The following is a 23,140-nucleotide window of genomic DNA, read 5'->3' on the forward strand; positions in this document are numbered from 1 at the left end:
CTGGGATGCATAAAAGCCATCTTTCACCTTCGGCGAATATACACGCAAAAGCGTGCATGTTTCTGGTAAAGGGTCTAAACCGGCAAAGCCGGAAGCTGGGCGGCTGGGATGCTTGGCAGCGAACGACCTTCTCCAATGATAAACGCTTTTTTCAAATCGCTCCCCTGTCCTGCGTCTCCTCATCAAAAGAAAGCGCGATTTTTTTTTCCAGAATCAGACGAAGGCAGGCATCCACACTCGGGGCATGGTAGCGAGTTCCCCGGCCCGAGCGGATTTCATTAAGGGCCATTGTAATCCCGAGAGACGGCCGATAGGGACGGTGGGATGACATAGCCTCAACCACATCGGCAACAGCAAGAATCTTTGCCTCCAGCAAAATATCGTCATCCTTCAATCCCCGGGGATAACCCGATCCATCCAGGTGTTCATGATGCTGATAAACAATCTCCGCGACCGGCCAGGGGAATTGAATGTTTTTTAAGATTTCGTGCCCGACCTGGGGATGGCATTTGAAAACGGCCTTTTCCTCTCTGGACAGCTCGGTAGGCTTGGCAAGATATTCGGATGGCAGCGTAATTTTACCGATGTCGTGCAATAGCGCCGCGATATGGAGACCCTCGATCCGCTCTTCGGGAAATCCCTGCTCCCTTGCGATCGCGCAGGCAAGGCGTTCAACCCGCTGCTGGTGCCCGGCGGTATAGGGATCGCGTTTTTCAGCAGTGGATGCCAGTGACGTCACTGTCTCTTCGAGACTGGCATGCAGGTCATCACGGCTTTTCTTGAGGATCTCCATGGCGGTTTTGCGCTCGGTGATGTCCCGAGCGACCCCCCGGTATCCCGTCAGGTTTTCCTTTTCATCAAAGATCGGCACTGCGTTGTACTCAAGAACCACCACCCGGCCGTCTTTGGCCAGACTGGGAACTTCAAAGCCGCTGAACGCCTTGTGCTCGGCTATCAATTCCATAAACGATGCATTCAACGCGGCAACCTGATCCGGTGATGCGAAATTCACCAGGCTGGCATGAATCACCTCTTCCAGCCGATAGCCGAGCAGGGTTTCGACGTGGGGACTCGAATAGGTATACCGTCCCTTCCGGTCAGTTTCCCAGATCCAGTCACTGGTCGTCTCGAGCAGGTTGCGAAATCGCTCCTTGCTCTCTTCCAGGGACTTCATCAGGGCTTCCCGCTCCAGAAAGATACGCTGCCGTTCCCGGTCCGCCATCAGGCTCTGACGGACGGAGTAAAGCGCGAGCAGCGAAATAATCAACAGAATCCCTGCGGAAACAACGGAAAGCTTGTTGCGAATCGCAGCGATCTCGGCATGAACGTCATCGACATAAATGCCTGTACCGATGACCCATCCCCATGGCTTGAATTCTTCGACATACGAAATCTTCGGTACTATTTTCTCCGGGTCGTCCTTCCACTGCCACATATAATCGACATACCCGGCTCCCTGTTTCCGCACCACTCGCACAAACTCCACAAAGAGGCGCTTACCGTTCGGGTCCTGAAAGCTGGAAATATCCTTTCCATCCAGGTCGGAACGATACGGATGCATGATCATCCGCGGGGTCATGTCATTAATCCAGAAATAATCCTTTTTTTCCTGCCCGTAGCGAAGCTTGCGGATTCGCAGGATGGCCCGCAACTGAGCCTCATCCTTGCTCAGCTCACCGGACTTCTCCCGTTCGTGGTACGAATCGAGCAGGCTCCGAACCGTTCCCGTCAGCTCCTTGATCATTTCCTGTTTTCGGGTCATCAAACTTTGCTCAAGTTGCGGCAAAATAATAAAAAAAATGGCGGTTACAAATAGGAAAATGGTCAGAAACGCCGGCAAGGCAATCCGTCTGGATATCCGATTGGCAATCTTTTTCAACTTTTTTTCCGGCATGGCGTTCGGTAACATCTCTTTCTAAAAGGGCCTCCGTAGAGACCAGTGAAAGACAACTTATATCGAGGCGATATCGCAAAAAGATAACACTTTGTTTTTTATAAATAAAAATATAAACAATTGCAACAGTAAATCGGGGGAGGGCTCGCCGGGCACTATGCCCGGCTCACGTAAGGGAAAAAGTGTTAAAAAAGGTTCCGCCGGATACCGGGAGAACCTTTTTTCTGTTAAAATCACTCTGGCATGTCATGAATTTTTTATCAATATTCGCGGGGTGTTTGGTTGATTTGGGTCAGCGTGAACACCGGCCCATCCTTGCAAACCAATTCCCGGCCGATATTGCAGCGACCGCAGATGCCGATGCCGCATTTCATGCGGTTTTCGAGCGACAAGATAATATGATCATGATCGTATCCCAGCTTTTCAAGAACGGGCTGCGTAAATTTGATCATGATCGGCGGACCGCACACAATGGCGTAGCTGTCCGCATCCCCGTGCGGCGCCTTTTGCTCGGTAATGGGCGGAACGAACCCCACATTATATTTCCAATCTGAATCATTGGTGCCGTCGACCGTGATATGCATATCGATGTCGTCCCGCTTTTCCCATTCGATCAGCTCATCCTTATAAAGGAGCATGCCGGGAGATCTGGCACCATAAATAACGGTAATTTTATTGTATTTTGGCCGATTGGCCGGATCGAGCAGAAAAATGATCGAGGATCGCAACGTGGTGAAGGCAAACCCGCCGCCGACAATGAGAATATTTTTCCCTTCCAGGGTTTCCCAGGGGTAGGCGTTCCCCAACGGACCCCGAATGCCCATGATGTCGCCCACCTTCATCTGGTGCAGGTGGCTGGTGACAAGGCCAGCCTTGTTGACCGTGAATTTGATGAACCCCTTTTCCACCGGAGAAGAAGCGATGCCGATGGGAATTTCCCCCTTGCCGGCAATGGAGAGTTCCGCGAACTGGCCGGCCCGATAGGCGAATTTCCCCTCGTCGCCGGGATTGAGAAAAACAAATTTAAAGGTTTTAAGATTACGGTCCTCGCTTTCGACGACGATATCATCAATGCGAACCGGATATGGCAAATATGGATTTCCCACGCGCTCCCCCTTTTCACTTTCCCTCAGCGCAGACGTTTTCAGCGGCTCGGCTGTTCATCAGACCGCATACGTTACGAATATCGATGTTGACCGGGCACGCACGAATGCAGCGGCCACACCCCACGCACATGATGCCGGCCTCATATTTACCGACGAAATATTTGAGTTTGTGCATGAAGCGCTGACGCACGCGATGCAGCTTGGTTCCGCGCGGATTATGGCCGGTGGTATGAATGGTAAAGATCGGGAACATGCAACTATCCCAGTTGCGGGCGCGCTTTCCCGTTTTACCGTGAACCTCATCCTGAATATCAAAGCACCAGCAGGTCGGGCATACGAAGGTGCAGGTGCCGCAGTTGATGCAAGCAAAGGAGATATCTTCCCAAAAATCGGCCCCATAAAGTGCCAGCGTATCGGCCGAAGCAAGCCGGTCCGTGGCCACGCTGGAACCTATTTTCGCCTCTGCAGCCGCTTTGTTTTTATCAAAATCCGCTTCAGCCGGTTTCAACCACCCGGCCACGGCAAGCAATTGCCGCCCTTTTTCGGAAAGCGGTTTGGCCAGGTAGTGGTCACCCCGGTCTGAAATCAGCACATCCAACCCCTCCTCATGGTAGGGGCCGCACCCGGCCGTGGTGCAGAAGCAGGTTTGACAAGGCGTATCACAGGCCATTCCCACGAATGTGGTCGCTTCAAAAAGTCCCATCCAGTAAGGATCCCGGTACGCTCTCGTATCAAAATTCATTCGCGTCAGCGACACGGCCTTGGCATCGCAGGGGCGTATTCCGAAAATAACCCGCGGGCTGTAATCTTTGGGCGCTTCCTTCAGAAAATGAGCGTCTTCCCGTGTCGAATCCAAGGTATAGGTAAACATATCTTCTGATTGCGGAAAGACGATGCCCTTCGGGGACAATCGGGTGTTTTGGTATGAGAAGTCGGGATCACGGTCCTTTTCAAGTTCCCTAAAGGTGTAAGATGACTTCTCGGCAACCGGCCCGAAGAGCTTGTACCCCTTTCGCAGGGCCGCCAGGCCATCCGATAGCTCAGTTTTTGTAATGGTGATGACCGTCATAGCAGGTGCCTTCTTCATATTTATTTGATGAATTCTCCGGGGTCATTGGCCTTAAAAACATCCAGGGCCGGACGGGTTTCGAGGGACATACCGGCTTCCCATCCGTATAAATCAAAGCAGTCCTTGTTGAGTTTCTTCGTAAAGGCCCTCATGTCGATGCCGACTGGGCAGGCGCGCGCGCAAGCGCCGCAGTCGGTACAGCGTCCCGCGCAATGGTACGCCCGCAGGAAATGAAAGGTTCGAATATCGACCGGATCCTGGCCCTTTCCCACCCATTGGGGCTTTGCCTCGTCCACGAAACAGGTCGGACAATAGCAAAGCGGGCAAGCGTTTCGGCACGCATAACATCGCAGGCAGGGCGCCAGAAGGTCGTCGAAATACTTCCACTTTTCATCCGGTGTCATGGCCTCGATGGCCCGCACATCCGAATAGGGGTCCACATCGGCTTGTTCAGCAACCGGTTCCGCCACCATTTCATCAAAGATAACCGGGTTGCGGTGCCGGCACACCCGGCAATTGGATTGCAACACCTCGGCTTTGGCGATACTCTCTTCGCCCGCTGTCGTCTTGACTTCAATCTTGCTGTTCAATTCGCGCACGGATACGATTTCCGCTGTTGCCATTTCGGCGACTTTTCGCTTATCGATCATGCCCTGACAGGGCACACCGACGATCACAAGCTGCTCGCGTTTAATTTTATTTTCAACGATATGGGTCACCATATTGCGGGAATCACACCCCTTTGCAAAGACGGCGATCTTTTCCTTGCGGTCCGTCAGATAATTGGCCAGGTTGATGCCGCAATGGCTGTCCCACATCAGTTGGTCCACGTCCTCGGGCCTTCGTACCATGCAAGGCTCACTCATCATGGGAACAGAGCCCTGACGGAAACCGATCACCATCTCCACCTGGCAGGATTGAAGCAGGCGTTTGGCGATTTCCCGTATTTTATCCGTATAACCTGTCATGGTTGAGCACCCTTCGCCTCTTGCTTGATAAAATGTTGATTCGGCCCCAGGGCCTTGACCTTTGCCGAGATTTCATTCACCACGCTCACGAACTTGGTCGATTCGGCCGACGAAATCCAGGAAAAATGAATTCGGTCCGGTTCAACGCCCATGTGTTCAAGCAGATTCTTCATCAATACGAATTTCCGACGTGCATGATAATTACCTTCCAGGTAATGGCATTCGCCGGGATGTCACCCCGACACCCATACGGCATCGGCACCTTCACGCAAGGCTGCCAGGGCAAACTTCGGACTCATGCGGCCGGTGCAGGGAATGCGCACCACCCGAATATGGGGGGGGTATTCCATGCGGCTGACGCCGGCCAGATCCGCGGCCCCGTAGCTGCACCAATTGCAAAGAAACGTAACGATTTTAGGTTCCCAATTTAACATAGGTCGACTCCATACCGGTGGCAGGCTTCCCCCAAAAGGCTATCCCGCCATGTTTAACGCAAAGATCTGCGCAAAAATTTGTTCGTTGTCAAAGCCCTTCAAGTGAATCGCGCCTGAACGGCACGACGCCACACATAACCCGCATCCCTTGCACAATACCGGATTAATCTGAGCCTTGCCGGGATTCATGCGGGCATCCTCCGGAATAAAGGAGGGCGCGGAATAGGGGCAAATCGAAACACATACGCCGCACCGGCTGCAACTCATCGGCTCGGTTTCCGCTATCTGACCATTGGTGAAAATGGTTTTTCTCGCCAGCAAGGTGATGGCGCGCGAGGCGGCCGCCTTGCCTTGAGCGATGGCCTCATCAATGGGTTTGGGGTAATGCGCCAGCCCGCACAGAAAAACACCGTCCGTGGCGAACTCACTCGGCCCCAATTTGGCATGCCGTTCCACAAAGAATCCGTCGTCGTTGACGGGAACCTTGAAGAAATTGGCCAGCTTCTCATCCCGGTTAGGCAAAATGGCCGTCGCCAACGTCAGAATATCCGCCTCGATTCGTACCGGCCACCCCAACACATGATCGATTACCTCGACACAGAGCTGACCACCGGACAGCGTGACTTTCGGTTTCTTCTGCGCACTGTAACGGATGAAAATGACCCCTTCCCGCCGGGCCTCCTGGTATAACAGTTCCCGCTCGCCGTATGTCCGTATGTCACGATACAGGATATACACATTCATCTCCGGGTTGCGGCGTTTAAGCGCCAGGGCGGCGTTTACCGAATGCGTGCAGCAAACTCTGGAACAATAGGGCCGGTCCGGCTCGCGCGAGCCGACGCATTGAATAAAAACCGCCGACCGGGCCTGATCCAGAATTGGATCCCGCGCGATGAACTTTTGGTCCAGTTCAAGACTCGTCAGAATACGGGCATCTTTTCCGTATTCATATTCATGGGGTATCAGCGCGTGGCCACCCGTAGCGATGACGGCAACGCCGTGTTCCAGTAAGGTTTCATTCGATGGCCCCGTTAATGTGCTTTTGAAACTGCCCACAAAGCCTTCGACATCGGCCAAGCGGGTATTCAAATGGATGGTAATGTTCTCGTTTTCTTCAAGGGATCGGACCAGGGTTTTCAGCTTCTCTTTAACATTTTCACCCTTCGCGGTTTGAGCAAGGTGAAGGGCCTGACCCCCCAACCGGTCCGCTTGTTCCACGATATGGGTTTCGTATCCCTGCCCGGCAAGACTTTGGGCCGCCGCCATGCCGGAGAGTCCACCTCCAATGACCAGCGCATTTTGATTGATCGTCAACTGGGCCTCACTTAGCGGTTGCGCGAGGGCTACCTTGGAGACAGCCGATCGGATCAGATCCTTGGCTTTTAGCGTCGCCAGTTCGGGGTTGTTCTTATGCACCCAGGAATCATGGTTGCGAATATTGGCCATTTCAAAAAGGTACTTATTCAATCCCGCGCTGATGAGCGTTTCCTGAAAGAGCGGCTCATGGGTTCTGGGCGTGCAGGCCGCCACCACCACCCGGTTGAGATGTTGTTCTTTGATAATCTGCGTCATTGCATCCTGCGTGTCCTGAGAGCAGGAGTACATATTGTCATTGGCGTATTCAACATAAGGCAGGGTTTTCGCGTAGGCGGTCACCGAGGTGGTATCCACCACTCCGGCAATATTGGTTCCGCAGCGGCAGACAAAAACACCGATGCGGGGTCGTTCGCCGGCGATATTGATTTCCGGTTTCTTTTCGGGCGCCTTTGTGAGGGTGTTGCGCGCAGGCGCCAGAATCTCGCCTGCGGCCGCAGCCGCCGCACTGGCGTCCACCACGGACTGGGGAATGTCCTTTGGCCCCTGAAAAGCGCCGCAGACAAAGATACCCGGTTTTGAAGAGGCAACCGGAGAGAAACTGTCGGTTTCGCAGAAACGGCCGGGTGTCAGATCAATTTCGAGCTTGTTGGCCAACGCGACCACTTCCGGATTGGTTTCCAGCCCGACGCTCAGCACGATCATATCATAGGTTTCGCGGGTAAGGCGGCCCTCTTCCGTAATGTACTGAACTTCCAGACTGTCATTCCGAGCAGGATTGATGGTGTGCACCTTGCTGCGTTCAAAGCGGATGCCGTGCTTGTCCCGCGCCGCGTTGTAATAACGCTCGAAATCCTTCCCGTGGGTTCGCATGTCCATGTAAAAGATGGTGCACTCCAGATCCTTTCCGACATGTTCCTTTGCGATAACAGCCTGCTTGAGCGCGTACATACAACATACCGAGGAGCAATAGGCATTATCACACCGGTTTAAATCCCGTGAGCCCACGCATTGAAACCAGGCGATTTTTTTTGGATCTTTGTGATCCTTGGAGCGGCGTGCCACATGCCCCTGAGTGGGGCCCGAGGCCGATAGAAGCCGTTCAAACTGCGTGGAGGTAACAACATTGGGCAAATTGGCGTACTGGTAATTATCGAAACGGGTGGGATCAAAGGCCGTAAATCCCGGCGACAAAATAACTGCACCGATTTCAATCTCTTTTTCGCTGGGCAGTTGATCGTGGCAAATGGCATTGGCAAGGCATGCGTCCACGCACTGGTAACACTCGCTGCAATAGCCGCAGTTGAGGCATCGTTCGGCTTCCGCCTGCCCGGCCTCCGGCGCGAATCCCAACTCCACCTCGTTAAAATTGCCTGTCCGAGCAGAAACCGGCAGATGAGGCATGGGCGCCCTGGGGACCTTGATCACATCCGCGGGGATCGGCCGGTATTCAGGAGATTCAGGTGCCTTGGACTCCCGGCCCGCCGCCATGTCCTTGCCATCAAAAAATCGAACAATCGACTCCGCAGCCTCACGGCCTGCCGCGATGGCGGCGATAGCGACACCGGGGCCGGTCTGAACATCGCCGCCCGCAAACACGCCCGCTCTGCCCATTGCATAGGTCACCGGATCCACCTCTGTAGTGCCGTAACGGGTCACCTTGATGCCCGAAACGTTTTCGATGGCGGAAAAATCCGGTCTCTGACCGATAGCGGGAATGATCTGATCCACTGCCATGTCAAACGCGCTGCCCGAAATCTCGACCGGCCGTCTTCGGCCGGAGGCATCCGGCTCTCCGAGTTCCATTCGAACACATCGAATTCCCGTTAGCTTGCCGTTTTCGGAAAGAACCTTCTCGGGCGCGGTCAGGTATTCGATTTTTACGCCCTCGTCCTCAGCCGCGCACAACTCCTCTTCCCAGGCCGGCATTTCCACTCGGGTTCGCCGATAGAGAATGGTTACGGTTTCAGCACCCAAACGCATGGCGGCCCTGGAAACATCCACGGCCACGTTACCGCCGCCGATAATCACGACATTTCGGCCCACCGGCGCTTTTCCGGTCAGGTTTACCTCTCGAAGAAAGTCCACCCCCTGACGGACGCCCTCGGTCTCTTCGCCCGCAATACCCAGCCCGATACCCTTGTGGGCGCCCAAGGCCAGATAAACCGCCTTGTACCCGTTGCCCAACAGCTGATCAATGGTCAGCTCCGGCCCCAGGGGCGTATTGCATCTGATTTCAACACCCAGGTTCGTAATAACTTCGATTTCACGGTCCAGAATATCCCTTGGCAACCGATGATCCGGAATCCCCACGCGCAACATGCCGCCAGCCTCGGGAAGCGCTTCGTATATAACACTCTTGACGCCTTTTCGGGCCAGATGGTAAGCAGCGGAAAGACCGGCGGGCCCGGAACCGATAATGGCCACTTTTTCAGGCCGTTCCGGCAAGCAGTCAATGGGAATTTGGCGGGGATCGAATTGGTCCGCAGCCAGACGTTTGAGATCCCGGATCGCCACCGGCGCATCCACGCTGCACCTGCGGCAGACATCCTCGCAACTGTGGGGACAAATTCGGCCCAACACACCGGGCAACGGCAAGTCCTCCATGATGATCTGAAGCGCTTCCATGTATTTTCCCTGCTTGACCATCTGAACGTAGCCTTGCACGTTCAATCCGGCCGGGCACGCCAAACGGCAGGGCGCCTTATCGGTTTTTTGAATGGCAAACGCCCCCGGAATCGCCTGGGCGTACTGCTTAAAGGTTGCCTTTTTGATTGAAAGCCCCTCATCATACTCATTGGGCAATTCCACAGGGCAAACCTTGGCGCATTCACCGCAACCGGTACATTTTTTGACATCAATAAACCGGGGCTGCTGTTTGATCCGGGCGGTAAACCGTCCGGGTCGGCCGTCAAGGGCCAGAAGTTCGGAATTTGTCAGTAACTCGATGTTTAGATGCCGGCCGACCTCGACCAGTTTAGGGGAGATAATTCACATCGCGCAATCGTTGGTGGGAAAGGTTTTGTCCAATTGGGACATCACCCCGCCGATAGCGGACGATTTTTCAACCAAATATACGTAATAGCCGGCATCAGCCATGTCCAAGGCGGCCTGCATTCCGGCGATACCACCCCCGACGACCATGGCGGAACCGATTACTTCTTTGGACATAAGCACTTTTCTCCTTATATTGCCGATATTCCAGCCAATGCCACCGAACCGGAACTCGTTCTGTGACGCAATGGGGAGAGAGGCATCGGGAAATCCGTACCCCTCCTTTTTTTGCCAAACTCGGAATTTATAGGGTCAATGGTGAATTGTCAAATTCTTTTTACCCATAACAGAGGGGGTATTCCTCAGTGTCGACAAACAGGATTCAAAGCCGCTCACTAGGTTCATTGTAGGTTGCTATTCGGCAGCTTACCCGTTTAGACCATGGATCAGAAACATGCACAAAAAAGCCCGGCATCTTCCTGGACGAGGTCAAAAACCTGCTGCCCGATGGCGACAAGGGGATGATCTCAGGGATGTAACTGCCTTTTATCCGGAACAGGAATAATAACCGGATGCACCCCGAACCGATTGGCGGTGCGGGGTGCGATGACATTCAGTATTGAAGGCAGCGCTTCATTCTTTCCGATAAGCGCCCAATTCTTGGCTGAGCAGGCGAATGTGGCCCATTTCCTCTTTAATGATCTCATCGAGCCGTTCGGCGCCCATTTCCCGGGGCACAGCTTCCCGCATTCCCAGGTAGAAAACAATCGAATCCTTTTCGGCCGTAATGGCGTCTTTAAGAATTGTTTCCATGGAAGACGTGTCTAACGTTTTATCGAAAAACACCCGCATGTCGGCAAGCGCCCGAAGATATGCGACAGCTTCGTTTTGAGGATCGAAAACGGTAGTCTCTTTCTCTTTGGCGGTTAATTGGGCTCTCATTTGGGAGAATACTTTTTCATGATTATCTTCCATATCAGCGAGCTTTTCCAACAGGCTCCTGGCGGTTTCATCCGTTATGGCGCTGGCGGCCATGCGGTAAAATTTTGAGCCGTTGCGTTCCATTTGCCCGGCAATTTCGAATATCTCATCGGCATTAAAATCGTACATCATGTTATCATGTGCTCCTTTCCCTTAGTTCTGATTTTCGAAAGAGGATTAGGCCCTTTCGATAAACCCTTTATCAGAAACATGCACGAAAAAGCGTGTATCATTGGAGAAGGTTGTTAGCTGCCCAGCTTCCGGCCTTGCCGGATTAGATCTGAAGTCCGTTACATTTGTCAAATGAAAAATTTGGCGTATCTTTTTTCTCGACTAAAGGTGGCTTTAAGATTATATTAATTTCTATATTGGCTTTTAATTTCAGCAAATCCTAAGGGTTATAAATAAGCAGGCGCCGGATGAATGAAAAGGAGACTATTGCCGTAACAGGCGCTTCGCAAAAGACAATCCTGGTGGTGGACGACGAGCCGGATGCCCGCGCCTTTTTATCGATTTGCATTGAAAGCGCAGGGTTCAAGGTTGAGACCGCCAGGGACGGCGAAGAGGCTTTGAAGAAGATCGAGGCAAATCCCCCGGATTTGATAACGCTGGATATGATCATGCCCCGAAAATCCGGCCTCCAGCTGATGCGGGAGCTCAGGCATAACGAGCGATTTGTCAACCTTCCGGTGATCGTTATCTCGGCACATAGCGACGATGAATTCGGCAGTGCTGATTACAAGAACCTCATCTCCTTTGCTTCGGAACTGAAACCCTGTTACACGATGGAAAAACCGGTAGCCCCGGAACGCCTCATCGAAACCATCAGCCATATCCTCGACGTTAACATCGATCAGCCCGCACGCGGCGGCGTGACAACGACTGACGGGTGTGAAAATATCTTGTTTTGCAGTGATTTCTCGGATGATGCCGACTTTGCTTTTTCTCATGCCGCTTATGAATGCAAAAAATACGGCGCCCGCCTTCATGTCATGCATGTGATTTTGTCTCCGGCTTCTTATTCCGGGCCGGCTGCCAACATGAGTCTGCCCGGGCTGGATCATCTGGATGAGGCGTCTAAAAAAAAGAAGATTGAAGAGCAGGCGCTGCTAGCGCTCAAACGCCACTATGAACCCAGGATTTTAGATTCCATCGCGTTTGTGTTTGCCGTTCGGTTTGGGTCGCCGGATGTTCAAATCATTAACTATGCAACAGAAAACGATATTGGAATGATCGTGCTTGGCGTTGTCGGGAAACCATCCGCTCACCGCGGGCGGATGCTCAAAACAGCGGCCAATGTCGCAAAGTATGCAAACTGCCAGGTGGTCACCATCGGCAGGTCGAACCGTTGATAATCCAGCATCTCATAACAGAAAAAGGTGGTTTTCCATAATGATCGGCCCCGCTCCTCCCCCATCGGAACCCGCATCGACCAACCGGATGAATTTGTTGCTGGAACTCGGGTTTAAGAGCGTTCTGGATGCGCTTCCATGCTATATTACCCTTCAAGACTCGGATTTTTCAATTTTATACGCCAATCAAACCCTGCTAAATGATTTCGGTAAAGTCGTGGGCAAAACCTGTCATCTGCTTTTTAAAAATTCCAACACACCTTGCACCACTTGCCCGGCGGTGGCGTCCTTTGAAGACAAACAAATCCATGTCACGGAAGATTCTCTGCAGATGACAAACGGGCAGGTGCATCAGCTAATCAGCTGCACTGCACCGGTTCCGGATCTTTTCGGAAATCCCATGGCAGTGGTCAAAATATCCATCAACGCCACCAAGATCAAAGAGGCCCATCAAGAGTTGATTTTTCTGGGTCAATCCATGGCATTTTTGTCCCATGACATCAAAAACATTCTGGAGGGGCTTCAGGGCGGCGCCTATGTCGTGGATGAGGGGATCAAGGACAATGATATGAAGCTCGCCGGCCAGGGCTGGCGAATCGTTAAAAAAAACATATTTGAAATAACCCGGGTGGCTCAAAATATTTTATTCTCCTCTAAAAAAAGAGAGCCGGAGTTCCGGTCCGTTCATCCGGGGGCGGTTGTTCGGGATGTGGTCAAGCTTTTTCAAGATAAGGCGGCGTCCATGGGGATTCAGCTCGTCTTTGAGGTCAATCCCGCCCTGCCGCGGATAAAGATGGATCATGTCAGCATCTTGCGAATGCTCAGCAATCTCGTCTGGAACGGCATCGAGGCATGCGGCTCCGACAAGGACAAGATGTCTTATACGGTGAACATCCGGTCCGATTATTACGACAAAGAGCATTATATGTTCGAGGTGGAGGATAACGGAAAAGGAATGGATGACTCCATTCTGGAAAACCTCTTCAAGGACTTTTACACGACCAAGGGCAACGCTGGTACGGGCTTGGGGCTGATCGTGGTGGACAGGATTGTCAAACAACATAAAGGAAGAATCGATATTTTGAGCAAGAAAGGGGTCGGAAGCCTGTTTCGAGTAATCTTCGACTTAAAGTAATTCATAAAGGAGGCCTATGGCTAAAAAAAAGATTTTAGTGATCGATGACAACGCGGATTACCGTTTCACCATGGGAGTGTTCCTGGCGCGTAACGGTTTTGAAGTCATAAATGCTGAAAACGGCGAGATTGGATGGAAGATGATTAAAGAGCAGCATCCGGATCTGGTGCTGCTGGATGTAATGATGGAAATTCTGTTTTCCGGCTTTGAAGTCTGCCGACGGGTTCGCACCGACCCGGAGGTAAAGCATATTCCCATTATCGGTATTTCCGGCATGGGAAATGAAATCGGTGTCAAATTCGACCAAGTTGCGGATCAAGAGTATTTTTCACCCGATGAATACATGGAAAAGCCGGTGGATAAGGATGCCTTGCTTCAAAAAATAAAGGCTCTGCTGCGGATGTAACCAGATAGCATATTGGCTTTACGAAAGAAAACCATCGGCCATCTCAATAGGTGATCGGGCCGGAGCCTGTCCCGACCCGACTATCAAATCAGCTCCCGAAATTCCGCCAGGGCGCGCTCGATGATAATGGCAAACCCCATCCCTTCAAATTTATGGGTGATCTCCTTATAGGTGTTGACGCCGATCACCTTCCCGCCTTTTGTCACGAGCGGGCCCCCGCTGTTTCCCGGATAAATTTTGGCATCGGTTTTGGCGAAGTCACCTTCAACGCCCGAAAGGGTGCCGGAAGCAACCGAATTTCTGAATTCCAGCGGATTTCCGATGGCGTACACCGCATCCCCATCGGCGGTCTCATTGAATCGGGCCGGTTCTAGAAACGGGGTGCTAACCCCGTCCACTTTTAGCAGCGCCAAATCATAATTCTCGCTGCGCTTCACCAGATATGCGGAAAGGGTCGTATTATCGGCCAGAATAACGCTAAAGGTTTGATTCAGCGCCGCGACACTAGCATCCCTTTGGTAATCCGTTTTTTGATGCCATAGTTCCTTTTTGCGCTGCGAAAGCATTTTTTTGCGTTTTAGAAAATTTTCTTCCCACGCCACGATCGACTGAAAATCTGAAAGATATCTGGATGTATTCAGTTCCTTAACCGCGGAGTCCGGTTGTGAATCAATGACCGCTTTTGTCTTTTCGATATCTTTCTTGGCGCTGCTCAGTTGAGCTTCCTCCAGCTTAAATTTATCCTCGATATTCCGAAGGTCCGAATCAGCTGCTTCAAAGGCCGCGTCCACTTGCTTTTCCTGTACCTCGGTGAATTGAAGAACGTGCTTGTTGGTAAGAATATAGCCATCGCCGGAGATGAAAAACCCGGACCCGGACCCAATGGTGCTTTTGACGGCAACGGTGGCGGTAATCGCCTTTTCGATATCGTTTTGAGGGGAAAGGGCCTTTTCCAGCTTCGCGCGCAGGTCGATTATCCCGGTATCCCGCTCGATCATTCCTGTCATGGCCTCGCTCTCATCCGGAAGGGAAGCGGGCGCATCCGAAAAATGCCAAACGCCGTTTTCGTCTTTATATTTATATACGCCGGCGTTACCGAGTCCCACGGGAAAAAGGGAGATGGCGAGCCACACAACGAGGAGTGTTCCGGCACTCGAAATCCGCTTGTCCATTCATTTTCTCCTTTAAGTGCCGTGATTCTGTTTTTCAATCCACCGATAGAGCGGTTCTCTGAAACGATAAACCAGGTAAACAAGCAACAGACAGACAGCCAAGAGAACCGACGACAGCAGGTATTCGCGGTCATAAAGGCTTGCGCCCTGAAGGCTCAGCAACAAGGTGCCGGGCATTCGACCGATGGCCGCCATCAGCATAAACACGCGCAGCGGCAACAAACTAACGCCTAAAAACAGGCAAAGATAATCTTTGGGGAAACCGGGCAGTACAAAAAGAATAAAAATAATGACGGCGCCCTGGTGTTTAACCAGAAAATCCATTCGATTCAGGGTCGACGTCGGAATCATTTTCCGGACAAAGCCCCGCCCCATCAGACGCCCGATCAAAAAATTGATCCAGGACCCCACCGTCAAGGCAAGGGTAGAGTAAATAAAACCCGGCAGCGTGCCAAACAGGTATCCGCCGATGATCCCCGTCGCCTCGCCCGGAACCGGGGCAATCATCACCTGCAATATCTGAATGCCCATAAAGACGAGTGGCGCGGCGGCACCGAATTTTGTGATAAAAACACGGCTCTGCTCCCGGTCTGAAAATATGGGCCATAATAGGGACCAGGCATCGGAAAACGACGTCCGCAGCAGGTAAATGCATACCGCCCCCCCGAGGCATCCTATCAGTATCCAGGTAATACGCTTGGGGCTCAGTCCGCGCTCCTTGCGGCCGCTGCCTCCAGCGCCGCGACGGCTGGCAGGGTTTTGCCTTCCAGCAGTTCCAGAAAAGCTCCGCCACCCGTGGAAACATAGCTGACCCGATCCGTTTCGCCGGCCTGGTGCAAGGCGGCATCCGTATCCCCGCCGCCCACGATCGAGAGCGCGTGCGCATCGGCGATATGGGTGGCCATGGCCATGGTCCCCCGGCTAAAGGGCGCCATTTCAAAGACTCCCATGGGACCGTTCCAAACGATGGTTTTGGCATCATAGAGCGCCTGAGAAAATAATATCGAGGACGCGGGGCCGATATCGAGCACCATCCACTCTTCCGGAATTTCCTCTATCGGCACCATTTTCACCGGCGCCTTTTCGTCAAACAAAGGCGCAACCACCGCGTCCACGGGCAGATAAAACCGGACGCCCTTTTCGGCGGCGGTTTTCATCATTTTCGCGGCGGTTTCCACGAGATCCTCCTCCACCTTTGATTTGCCCACGCCAACGCCCTTTGCTTTCAAAAACGTATTGGCCATCGCGCCGCCGATGATGAGTTTATCCACATGGTCGAGCATATTGGTCAGAGCTGCCAGTTTGCTCGACACCTTGGCGCCGCCGATGACCGCCACCAGCGGCCGCTGAGGCGCGCCCATTGCCCTTTTAAAAAATTCAATTTCCCGCTCGAGCAGCAGGCCCGCCGCGCAAACCGGCACCTGCCGGGTCACCGCTTCCACCGAGGCATCGGGCCGGTGAGAGACGGCAAAGGCGTCGTTAACATAAATGTCGCACAATTCGGCCAACCCGGCGGCAAAGGCATCATCGTTTTTTTGCTCGGCGGCATGAAATCGCAGGTTCTCAAGCAACAGCACATCTCCCGGCACCATTGCAGCCACAAGCGCCGCCACTTCCGGCCCGATACAATCCGGCGCCAGTTTAACCACCTTGCCCAAAATCTCCCCCAGCCGGTCGGCCACCGGCGATAAGCTCATCTCCGGCACCGGCTTTCCCTTGGGCCGGCCCAGGTGGGAAGCCAAAATGACCTTTGCGCCTTTTGACACCATGTGGGTTATGGTCGGCACGACGGCCCGAATTCTGGCGTCATCGGTAATGCACTGATTCTCATCCAGCGGCACATTGAAATCCACACGACAAAGTACTCTTTTCCCCGAAAAATCTATATTCCGGATGGTTTTCATGACACCTCCCCACGAACGGTTTTTCGATTCGCCTGCTGCCGCCTTTGGTGTAATTGTTTCTTTTTGCTCCAGCGATGAAAAAACCCGATCAAGCCGGATTCATAGGCCCGGTCCACCATCTCTTCGTGCACGGGAATACCGCTGACGGCCTGCATGGCCTCCCGAAGGCATTCGGTTTTAAATACGCAGATCATGCATCCGGGCGGCGTATTTCTCAGGCCGTTTTCCCCCATGGGGAAGACCTTATCAAGGGAGCCGAAACAATTCGGATATGTTGTATTGGGTTTATCCATTAGAAGCACTGATATCCATTATGATCATCAACCTCCCGCAGAGGTACCGGCCGCGTTGTATCCGTGCACGTAAACGTACACGTGCACGTGCACGTGCACGGTTCTTTATATTTTTTTGTTATCATTAAAATAGCGCCGAATTCCATTGCCCAGCTTAAATGTTTCATAACCCGGCATAGTGATGGCTTCGTGCACGTGCACGTTCACGTGTACGTGCACGTGCACGAAACTGAAACCATTAGAGCACGGATACCCCAAAAAACTCAATTTCTATATTTTTTCATACGCCGCATTCATCCGAGCAATATGCCCCTGTTCGGCAAAGCTGTAATAGCAATTGTCGCCGATAATGAGATGCTCATGCACCGTGATACCCGAAACCTTGCACGCAAATAAGAGCCTTCGGGTCAAATCGATATCTTCGGGCGAAGGCGCCGGATCACCGGAAGGATGGTTGTGAACGAAAATAAGCGCGGCGGCATTTTGATTTAACGCGGCATGAACCACTTCCCTCGGATATACGGCGCTGGCGGTCAGCGTCCCTTCAAAGAGCGTCTGCGTCTCCATCACCTTGTTTCTCGCATCCAGGAATATCACCTCGAAGCATTCGCGGTGCCTGGCGCGCAGGCGATGGTATAGATAGTCAAACAGCGCCTTGGCGTTATGAATCGGATCCCGGTGAAGGAGTTGATCCTCAAGATACCGGTCCGCCACGGCCTTGACCAACTTCAGACCGATGATATTGCGAAGGCCCAAGCCGTCAATTTCGCAAAGGGCCGTGTTGGGCGCTTCAAAAACGCCGGGAAGGGTTTTAAACCGCTTCAGGATGGCCTTGGCCATGTCCTTACAGTCCTTGCGGGGCGTTCCAAGCGTCAACAACAGCTCAACCACCTCATAATCATGAAACCCGGACAACCCGGCCTGCATGAATCTGTCACGAAGCCGCAGGCGATGGCCCTCTCCCTTATGCGAAGCGCGCTGCGTCACGTTCTTTTTTCCTCCTAGCCTTCCCACCCGTCAAACTCATCCTTCAGGCTTCGGGTCATGAGCCGTTTCACCGCTTCCACCGGAGACACTTCCTCATACAGTATTCGGTACACCTCTTCACAAATGGGCATTTCAACCCCGATCTTCCGTGAGAGGTTAAAAATCGATTTGGCCGTCTTGACGCCTTCAGCCACCATCTTCATCTCGGAAAGAATGGCCTTAAGGGTCATGCCCGAGCCGAGCTTGATGCCAACCGTATAGTTCCGGCTGAGATTCCCGGTGCAGGTGAGGATCAGATCCCCGACACCGGAGAGTCCCGAAAAGGTCCTCGGATCAGCGCCGAGCCGAACCCCCAAGCGTCGCATCTCCGCAAGACCTCGCGTAATGAGGGCGGCCCGCGTGTCAAGCCCGAGCCCCAATCCATCAACAATACCCGAGGCGATCGCGATCACATTTTTGGCAGCCCCGCCCAACTCGACACCGATCACATCCAAATGGGTATATACCCTGAAATGCGGGCTTGAAAACACGTTCTGAACCAATTGGGCCGTTGCCGGGTTTTTGGACGCCACCGTGACGGCCGTGGGGACTTTGCGGCCGACTTCCCGGGCAAAACTCGGGCCGGATAAAATCGCAACGGAATCGTCCGGCACTTCCGGAAGTACTTCCCGGAGAACGCCGCTCATGCTCAGATACGTGTCATTTTCGATCCCCTTGGCCGCCGAGACCAGCACCACACCGGATGGCAGCAACCCGGCCATCCGCTTACCGACAGCTCGCATCAGATGAGACGGCACCACCAGCAATATCAAATCTTTATCCGCAATGACCGCAGAGAGATCATTGGACGGCCGCAAGTTGAGCGGCAGGGGTATTCCCGGTAAAAAGGTCTCATTCTCATGCCGGGTTTCGATCTGCGCTTTAACTTCTTTTTCAAAGGCCCAAAGATCGATATCATATCCCTTATGCGCCAGAAGGCAGGCCAACGCCGTTCCCCAGCTACCGGCGCCCACCACGGCGATGCGGGCGTTTTCAGCGTTGACTTTCAATTCGCTCATTCCTCGAATTCCTCCGGCCCGCTCTCTTCCACATCTTCTTCTAAATCTTCGTCAACGCCTTCTTCCGGGTTTATGGCGCCGCCCTGAAGTCGCGCCACGCTGGTGATTTTCTCTCCCGGCGATAGATCCATGAGTTTAACGCCCTGCGTGTTGCGGCTGATGACCGATATGCCGCTCACGAGAATGCGAATAATCTTACCGCCGTCGGTCATGAGCATCAGTTCATCGTCTTCTTCCACCAAAAGGGTTCCCACAACCCGCCCGTTTCGCTCATTGGTTTTAATGGTAATGACGCCCTTGCCGCCGCGCTTATGGACCGGGTACTCATCAATGGCGGTTCGTTTTCCGTAACCGTTTTCCGTAACCGCCATCAGGGTCTGGCCGTGGCTGAGCACTTCCATGCAAACAAGCCGGTCATCTTTTTCAATGCGCATACCGCGCACGCCGCGCGCGGTCCGGCCCGAGGGGCGAATGTCCGTTTCATGAAAACGGATCGATTTTCCCTGCGCACCGCTGAGAAAGACATTCATGAGACCATTGGTAATGCGAGCGGAAATCAGCTCATCTTCCGGCAACAGATCCAGCGCAATAATGCCGCCCGTGCGGGGCCGGCTAAAGGCCATGAGATCCGTCTTTTTGACGATGCCCAGGCGGGTCGCCATCATGACATGGTAGCCGGCTTCAAACTCCGGCACCGCCAGCACCGTGGTCAGTTGTTCGCCTTCTGTCAAATCCAGCAGGTTCACTACCGCTTTTCCGCGGCTGGCGCGACCGGACTGGGGAATGTCGTATACCTTGCACCAGTACACCTTTCCCCTGTTCGTAAAAAACAAAAAGGTGTGGTGCGTCGAGGCCACAAAGAGATGCTTGACAAAATCCTCTTCCTTGGTGCCCATGGCGGTTTTACCCTTCCCGCCCCGGCGCTGGCTCTGATAGAGCGTGACCGGGCCGCGTTTGATATAACCGCTCTCGGAAATGGTAACCACCATGTCCTCCTCGACGATCATATCCGCCATGGTGATCTCCCGAGTCTCCTCCACGATGAGCGTGCGCCGCGCATCACCGAAATTCGCCTTGATTTCGGTCAACTCCGTCTTGATAATCTCAAGCACCAACCGTTCGTTCCCAAGAATTTCAATGAACCGGGCGATGTCTTTGAGAAGCGCCTCGTACTCTTCGATAATCTTATTTCGTTCCAAACCGGTAAGCCGCTGCAACCGCATATCCAAAATGGCCTGGGCTTGAATGTCCGTCAGCTCGAACCGCTCGCAAAGTCGGGCCTTGGCTTCCGCCGGAGAAGCGGACTTTCGAATCATGTTCACGACTTCATCCAGATTATCCAGTGCGATTTTAAGCCCTTCCAACACATGGGCCCTGGCCCTGGCTTTTTTCAGGTCAAACCGGGTACGCCGGACAATGATGTCTTTGCGGTGCGCGATGAAGTGTTCCAGCAGCTCTTTTAAACTCAACATCTCGGGACGCTGGTTGACGACCGCCAGCAAAATGATGCCGAAGCTGACGGCCAGACGGGTATGCTTATAGAGCTGATTGGCCACCACCAGACCGGGAACATCCTTTTTCAGGGCGACGACCATGCGCATGCCGCTGCGATCCGACTCGTCCCGAACATAGCGAATGCCCTCGATCTGCTTGTGCTTGATCAACTCCGCGATCGATTCGATCAGCTTGGCCTTGTTGACCTGGTAGGGAAGCTCGGTGACAACGATGGTCTCGGCCTGGGCCTGCTTGTCTTCCTCAATTTCAATCTTCGCCCGGATGCGAATCACCCCTCTTCCGGTCTGGTACGCGTCATAAATACCCCTGGTGCCATAGATGATACCCCCTGTCGGGAAATCGGGTCCGGGAATGATGCGCGCTAAATCGGCCCAAGTCATTTCCGGGTTATCAATCAGCGCCGTGATGGCATCCACCACTTCGGAAAGGTTATGGGGCGGAATATTGGTGGCCATGCCCACGGCGATGCCCGCCGACCCGTTGATAAGCAAGGAGGGGAATTTTGCCGGTAACACGGCCGGTTCCGTCATGGACTCGTCATAGTTGGGAACGAACTCGACCGTTTCCTTTTCCAGATCCGCCAAAAGCTCGTGCGCCAGCTTTTGCATGCGCACCTCGGTGTATCGCATGGCAGCCGGGGAATCGCCGTCCACGGAGCCGAAATTGCCCTGGCCGTCGACCATGGTATACCGGAGCGAAAAATCCTGGGCCATGCGAACGATGGTGTCATACACAGCCGTATCGCCGTGAGGATGGTACTTACCGATAACATCACCGACCACACGCGCGGATTTTTTATACGGCTTGTTAAAGTCGTTTTTCAATTCGTGCATGGCGAAAAGAACCCGGCGATGCACCGGTTTCAACCCATCGCGCACATCGGGAAGCGCCCGGCCGATGATAACGCTCATGGCGTAATCAAGATACGATTTTTTCATTTCGCTCTCGATACTGACTTCCGGGAACGGTTTGCTATCTGTCTGAATTACATTGTCATCCGTCATTGTTTTTTAGGTTTCCAGCTTGTCCGCAGGCTCAACGAGCCGCTGATAGTTCGAATAGTAAATATCCGTTAATGTTAAAAAAGCGGTAACCACAAGGGGGCCGTAGATAATACCCAATATGCCGAAAAGCTTGAGCCCGCCGATAATGGCCAAAAACACCAGCAGCGTATGCATCTGAACCCGATTGCCCACCAGCTTGGGTTTGAACCCATACTCGATGCCGCCGGAAAGAACGAAGTAAAAAAGGACAAAGAAGATACCGGCGCCGAATCGACCTTTTAAAAATAAAATCAAAGCTGCCGGAATGAAAACAGCGCCAATGCCGACGATGGGCAAAAAGGCCAGCAGAGCCATAATCCCCCCCCAAAGAAAGGGGGATTTGAGTCCAAATAAGGCAAAAACCACGCCCCCCAATACCCCCTGAATCAAACCGCCCAGGCCGTTACCCACGAGAATTGCACCGGCCATGTCCTTGAATTTGCAAATCAGCTTCTCGTCCTGTTCCCGCGGCAATGGCGAGAGATCCACGATAAAAGCCACCAAGCGCCCGCCGTCGATGAGCAGGTAGTATATCACCAGCAGCATCAAAAAAAAATTAACCAGAAAGCTCAAAATATTGGATGCGATCGCACTGGCCTGCTCATATAATACCAAACCGATATTTTTCGCAATCTCGGAAAGGGAGCGTTGAATCTCCTCGCCGGCCGGATCGAACCCCAGACTGGTCATCAGGGGGGTTATCCGTCCAAGGATCTCATGTTTGATAATAAACGCATGAATGCGGCTTTCCTTGAACAGCTCATGAATGTTATCGCTTAATACAGCCCCTTTGGCCGCCTGGTAGAGATCGTAGGCCTCGTTGGACAACACGCTGACAAAAAATACGATGGGAATGAACAAAAACAGAAATATCAATATGCATGTCAGCAAGGACGCCGGTGATGGCTTCAGTTTTCGGTTCAACCACTGGTATACCGGCGAGAAAATTCCGCTAACCACCGCCCCCAGCACGATGATCGATAGAAACGGCCAGAGCAACCAGCCGAGCAGGATAATGGAAACGATAAACAGCGCCAAAAAGAACCACAATATCAGATCCCGTTGTGTTCCCTCAGCCACATTGATCTCCTTAGAAACCCCATATGCGGTTACGGTCTTCGATGGCGACAGATTCACATCGCGTTTCAAAATTCACCTTCCCGTAAAAACGGGAAAACCGGAGCATCGAGACGAAAGAACGTCCCGATGCCGCCGGTTCCGAATGAGCCTACAGGAAGCGGGCGAATGGGTTATTTGCTGACAATTCCACCGGCCAACGCATAAAGCATCGCTTCATAAACAACCACCGGAATAAAATCATGAAAAATACCGTAAACAATGCCGCCGCCGACAATGGCGGGAACGGCGGTAAAAATCAAAATACCGATTCTGCGACTGATATCCATTGAAATGGGTCTCCAATTTTTTCTTTGCAAAGGTCCTGTTTCGACATAGGCCCGACGACGCTTCTATTTAACAATAACCATCCGTCATGTAAAGAAAAAAATTATCGTT

The 23,140-nt window shown here is 52.9% G+C and carries 19 protein-coding genes; 3 read left to right on the forward strand and 16 right to left on the reverse strand.

Annotation, left to right across the window (positions count from 1 at the left end; all coding sequences use genetic code 11):
- Positions 1 to 151 precede the first annotated feature (151 nt).
- The 7 genes from RBT11_15630 to RBT11_15660 all read right to left on the reverse strand — a co-directional run bounded on the left by RBT11_15630 (position 152) and on the right by RBT11_15660 (position 10,892).
- Entirely contained in the window at positions 152 to 1,894 is a 1,743-nt protein-coding gene (locus RBT11_15630; protein MDX9788210.1) for a cache domain-containing protein, read from the reverse strand.
- Between the two features lie 260 nt (positions 1,895 to 2,154).
- Positions 2,155 to 3,000, reverse strand: a complete 846-nt coding sequence (locus RBT11_15635) for an FAD/NAD(P)-binding protein (protein ID MDX9788211.1) — start codon at positions 2,998 to 3,000, stop codon at positions 2,155 to 2,157.
- A 13-nt stretch (positions 3,001 to 3,013) separates the two neighbouring features.
- Positions 3,014 to 4,069 (reverse strand): 4Fe-4S dicluster domain-containing protein, encoded by a 1,056-nt coding sequence (locus RBT11_15640; protein ID MDX9788212.1) that lies wholly within the window; start codon positions 4,067 to 4,069, stop codon positions 3,014 to 3,016.
- 20 nt (positions 4,070 to 4,089) lie between these two features.
- Positions 4,090 to 5,037, reverse strand: coding sequence for a 4Fe-4S ferredoxin (locus RBT11_15645; GenBank protein MDX9788213.1), 948 nt, complete (start codon positions 5,035 to 5,037; stop codon positions 4,090 to 4,092).
- Positions 5,034 to 5,471 carry a hydrogenase iron-sulfur subunit gene (locus RBT11_15650; GenBank protein ID MDX9788214.1) on the reverse strand — a complete coding sequence of 146 codons (438 nt, stop codon included), beginning with the start codon at positions 5,469 to 5,471 and terminating at the stop codon, positions 5,034 to 5,036. The genes RBT11_15645 and RBT11_15650 overlap by 4 nt, the downstream gene beginning before the upstream one ends.
- 39 nt (positions 5,472 to 5,510) lie before the next feature.
- Positions 5,511 to 9,956 (reverse strand): FAD-dependent oxidoreductase, encoded by a 4,446-nt coding sequence (locus RBT11_15655; GenBank protein ID MDX9788215.1) that lies wholly within the window; start codon positions 9,954 to 9,956, stop codon positions 5,511 to 5,513.
- A 456-nt stretch (positions 9,957 to 10,412) separates the two neighbouring features.
- Positions 10,413 to 10,892 carry a ferritin family protein gene (locus RBT11_15660; GenBank protein MDX9788216.1) on the reverse strand — a complete coding sequence of 160 codons (480 nt, stop codon included), beginning with the start codon at positions 10,890 to 10,892 and terminating at the stop codon, positions 10,413 to 10,415.
- Positions 10,893 to 11,179: 287 nt separating this feature from the next.
- Here RBT11_15660 and RBT11_15665 point away from each other — a divergent pair, with 287 nt between their 5' ends.
- From RBT11_15665 to RBT11_15675, 3 genes are read left to right on the forward strand one after another with little or no spacing between them, the layout of a single operon-like run.
- On the forward strand, positions 11,180 to 12,112 hold the full coding sequence (locus tag RBT11_15665) for a response regulator (protein MDX9788217.1): 933 nt from the start codon (positions 11,180 to 11,182) through the stop codon (positions 12,110 to 12,112).
- Positions 12,113 to 12,152: 40 nt separating this feature from the next.
- The gene (locus RBT11_15670; protein ID MDX9788218.1) at positions 12,153 to 13,247 is read left to right on the forward strand and encodes an ATP-binding protein; all 1,095 of its coding nucleotides are present in this window, start codon (positions 12,153 to 12,155) and stop codon (positions 13,245 to 13,247) included.
- 16 nt (positions 13,248 to 13,263) lie between these two features.
- The gene (locus RBT11_15675) at positions 13,264 to 13,653 is read left to right on the forward strand and encodes a response regulator (GenBank protein ID MDX9788219.1); all 390 of its coding nucleotides are present in this window, start codon (positions 13,264 to 13,266) and stop codon (positions 13,651 to 13,653) included.
- Between the two features lie 83 nt (positions 13,654 to 13,736).
- Here the strand turns inward: RBT11_15675 and RBT11_15680 are convergent, their stop codons facing one another.
- From RBT11_15680 to RBT11_15720, 9 genes are all read right to left on the reverse strand, one after another.
- On the reverse strand, positions 13,737 to 14,825 hold the full coding sequence (locus tag RBT11_15680) for a trypsin-like peptidase domain-containing protein (protein MDX9788220.1): 1,089 nt from the start codon (positions 14,823 to 14,825) through the stop codon (positions 13,737 to 13,739).
- A 12-nt stretch (positions 14,826 to 14,837) separates the two neighbouring features.
- The gene (locus RBT11_15685; GenBank protein MDX9788221.1) at positions 14,838 to 15,356 is read right to left on the reverse strand and encodes a VTT domain-containing protein; all 519 of its coding nucleotides are present in this window, start codon (positions 15,354 to 15,356) and stop codon (positions 14,838 to 14,840) included.
- 173 nt (positions 15,357 to 15,529) lie between these two features.
- Positions 15,530 to 16,729, reverse strand: coding sequence for a phosphoglycerate kinase (locus RBT11_15690; protein ID MDX9788222.1), 1,200 nt, complete (start codon positions 16,727 to 16,729; stop codon positions 15,530 to 15,532).
- The gene (locus RBT11_15695; protein MDX9788223.1) at positions 16,726 to 17,022 is read right to left on the reverse strand and encodes a hypothetical protein; all 297 of its coding nucleotides are present in this window, start codon (positions 17,020 to 17,022) and stop codon (positions 16,726 to 16,728) included. The genes RBT11_15690 and RBT11_15695 overlap by 4 nt, the downstream gene beginning before the upstream one ends.
- Positions 17,023 to 17,292: 270 nt before the next feature.
- Positions 17,293 to 18,009 carry a DNA repair protein RadC gene (gene radC, locus RBT11_15700; protein ID MDX9788224.1) on the reverse strand — a complete coding sequence of 239 codons (717 nt, stop codon included), beginning with the start codon at positions 18,007 to 18,009 and terminating at the stop codon, positions 17,293 to 17,295.
- Positions 18,010 to 18,023: 14 nt separating this feature from the next.
- The gene (locus RBT11_15705; GenBank protein MDX9788225.1) at positions 18,024 to 19,067 is read right to left on the reverse strand and encodes an NAD(P)H-dependent glycerol-3-phosphate dehydrogenase; all 1,044 of its coding nucleotides are present in this window, start codon (positions 19,065 to 19,067) and stop codon (positions 18,024 to 18,026) included.
- Positions 19,064 to 21,586 carry a DNA gyrase subunit A gene (gene gyrA / locus RBT11_15710; protein ID MDX9788226.1) on the reverse strand — a complete coding sequence of 841 codons (2,523 nt, stop codon included), beginning with the start codon at positions 21,584 to 21,586 and terminating at the stop codon, positions 19,064 to 19,066. Before gyrA ends, RBT11_15705 begins: the two co-directional genes overlap by 4 nt.
- 6 nt (positions 21,587 to 21,592) lie before the next feature.
- Complete coding sequence (locus RBT11_15715; protein ID MDX9788227.1) at positions 21,593 to 22,705, reverse strand: AI-2E family transporter; 1,113 nt, start codon at positions 22,703 to 22,705, stop codon at positions 21,593 to 21,595.
- Positions 22,706 to 22,875: 170 nt separating this feature from the next.
- A complete protein-coding gene (locus RBT11_15720) occupies positions 22,876 to 23,031 on the reverse strand; it encodes a hypothetical protein (protein MDX9788228.1) in 156 nt (51 codons plus the stop codon).
- Positions 23,032 to 23,140: the final 109 nt, after the last annotated feature.

This window comes from Desulfobacterales bacterium (genome assembly GCA_034003325.1).
GTDB lineage: Bacteria > Desulfobacterota > Desulfobacteria > Desulfobacterales > JAFDDL01 > JAVEYW01.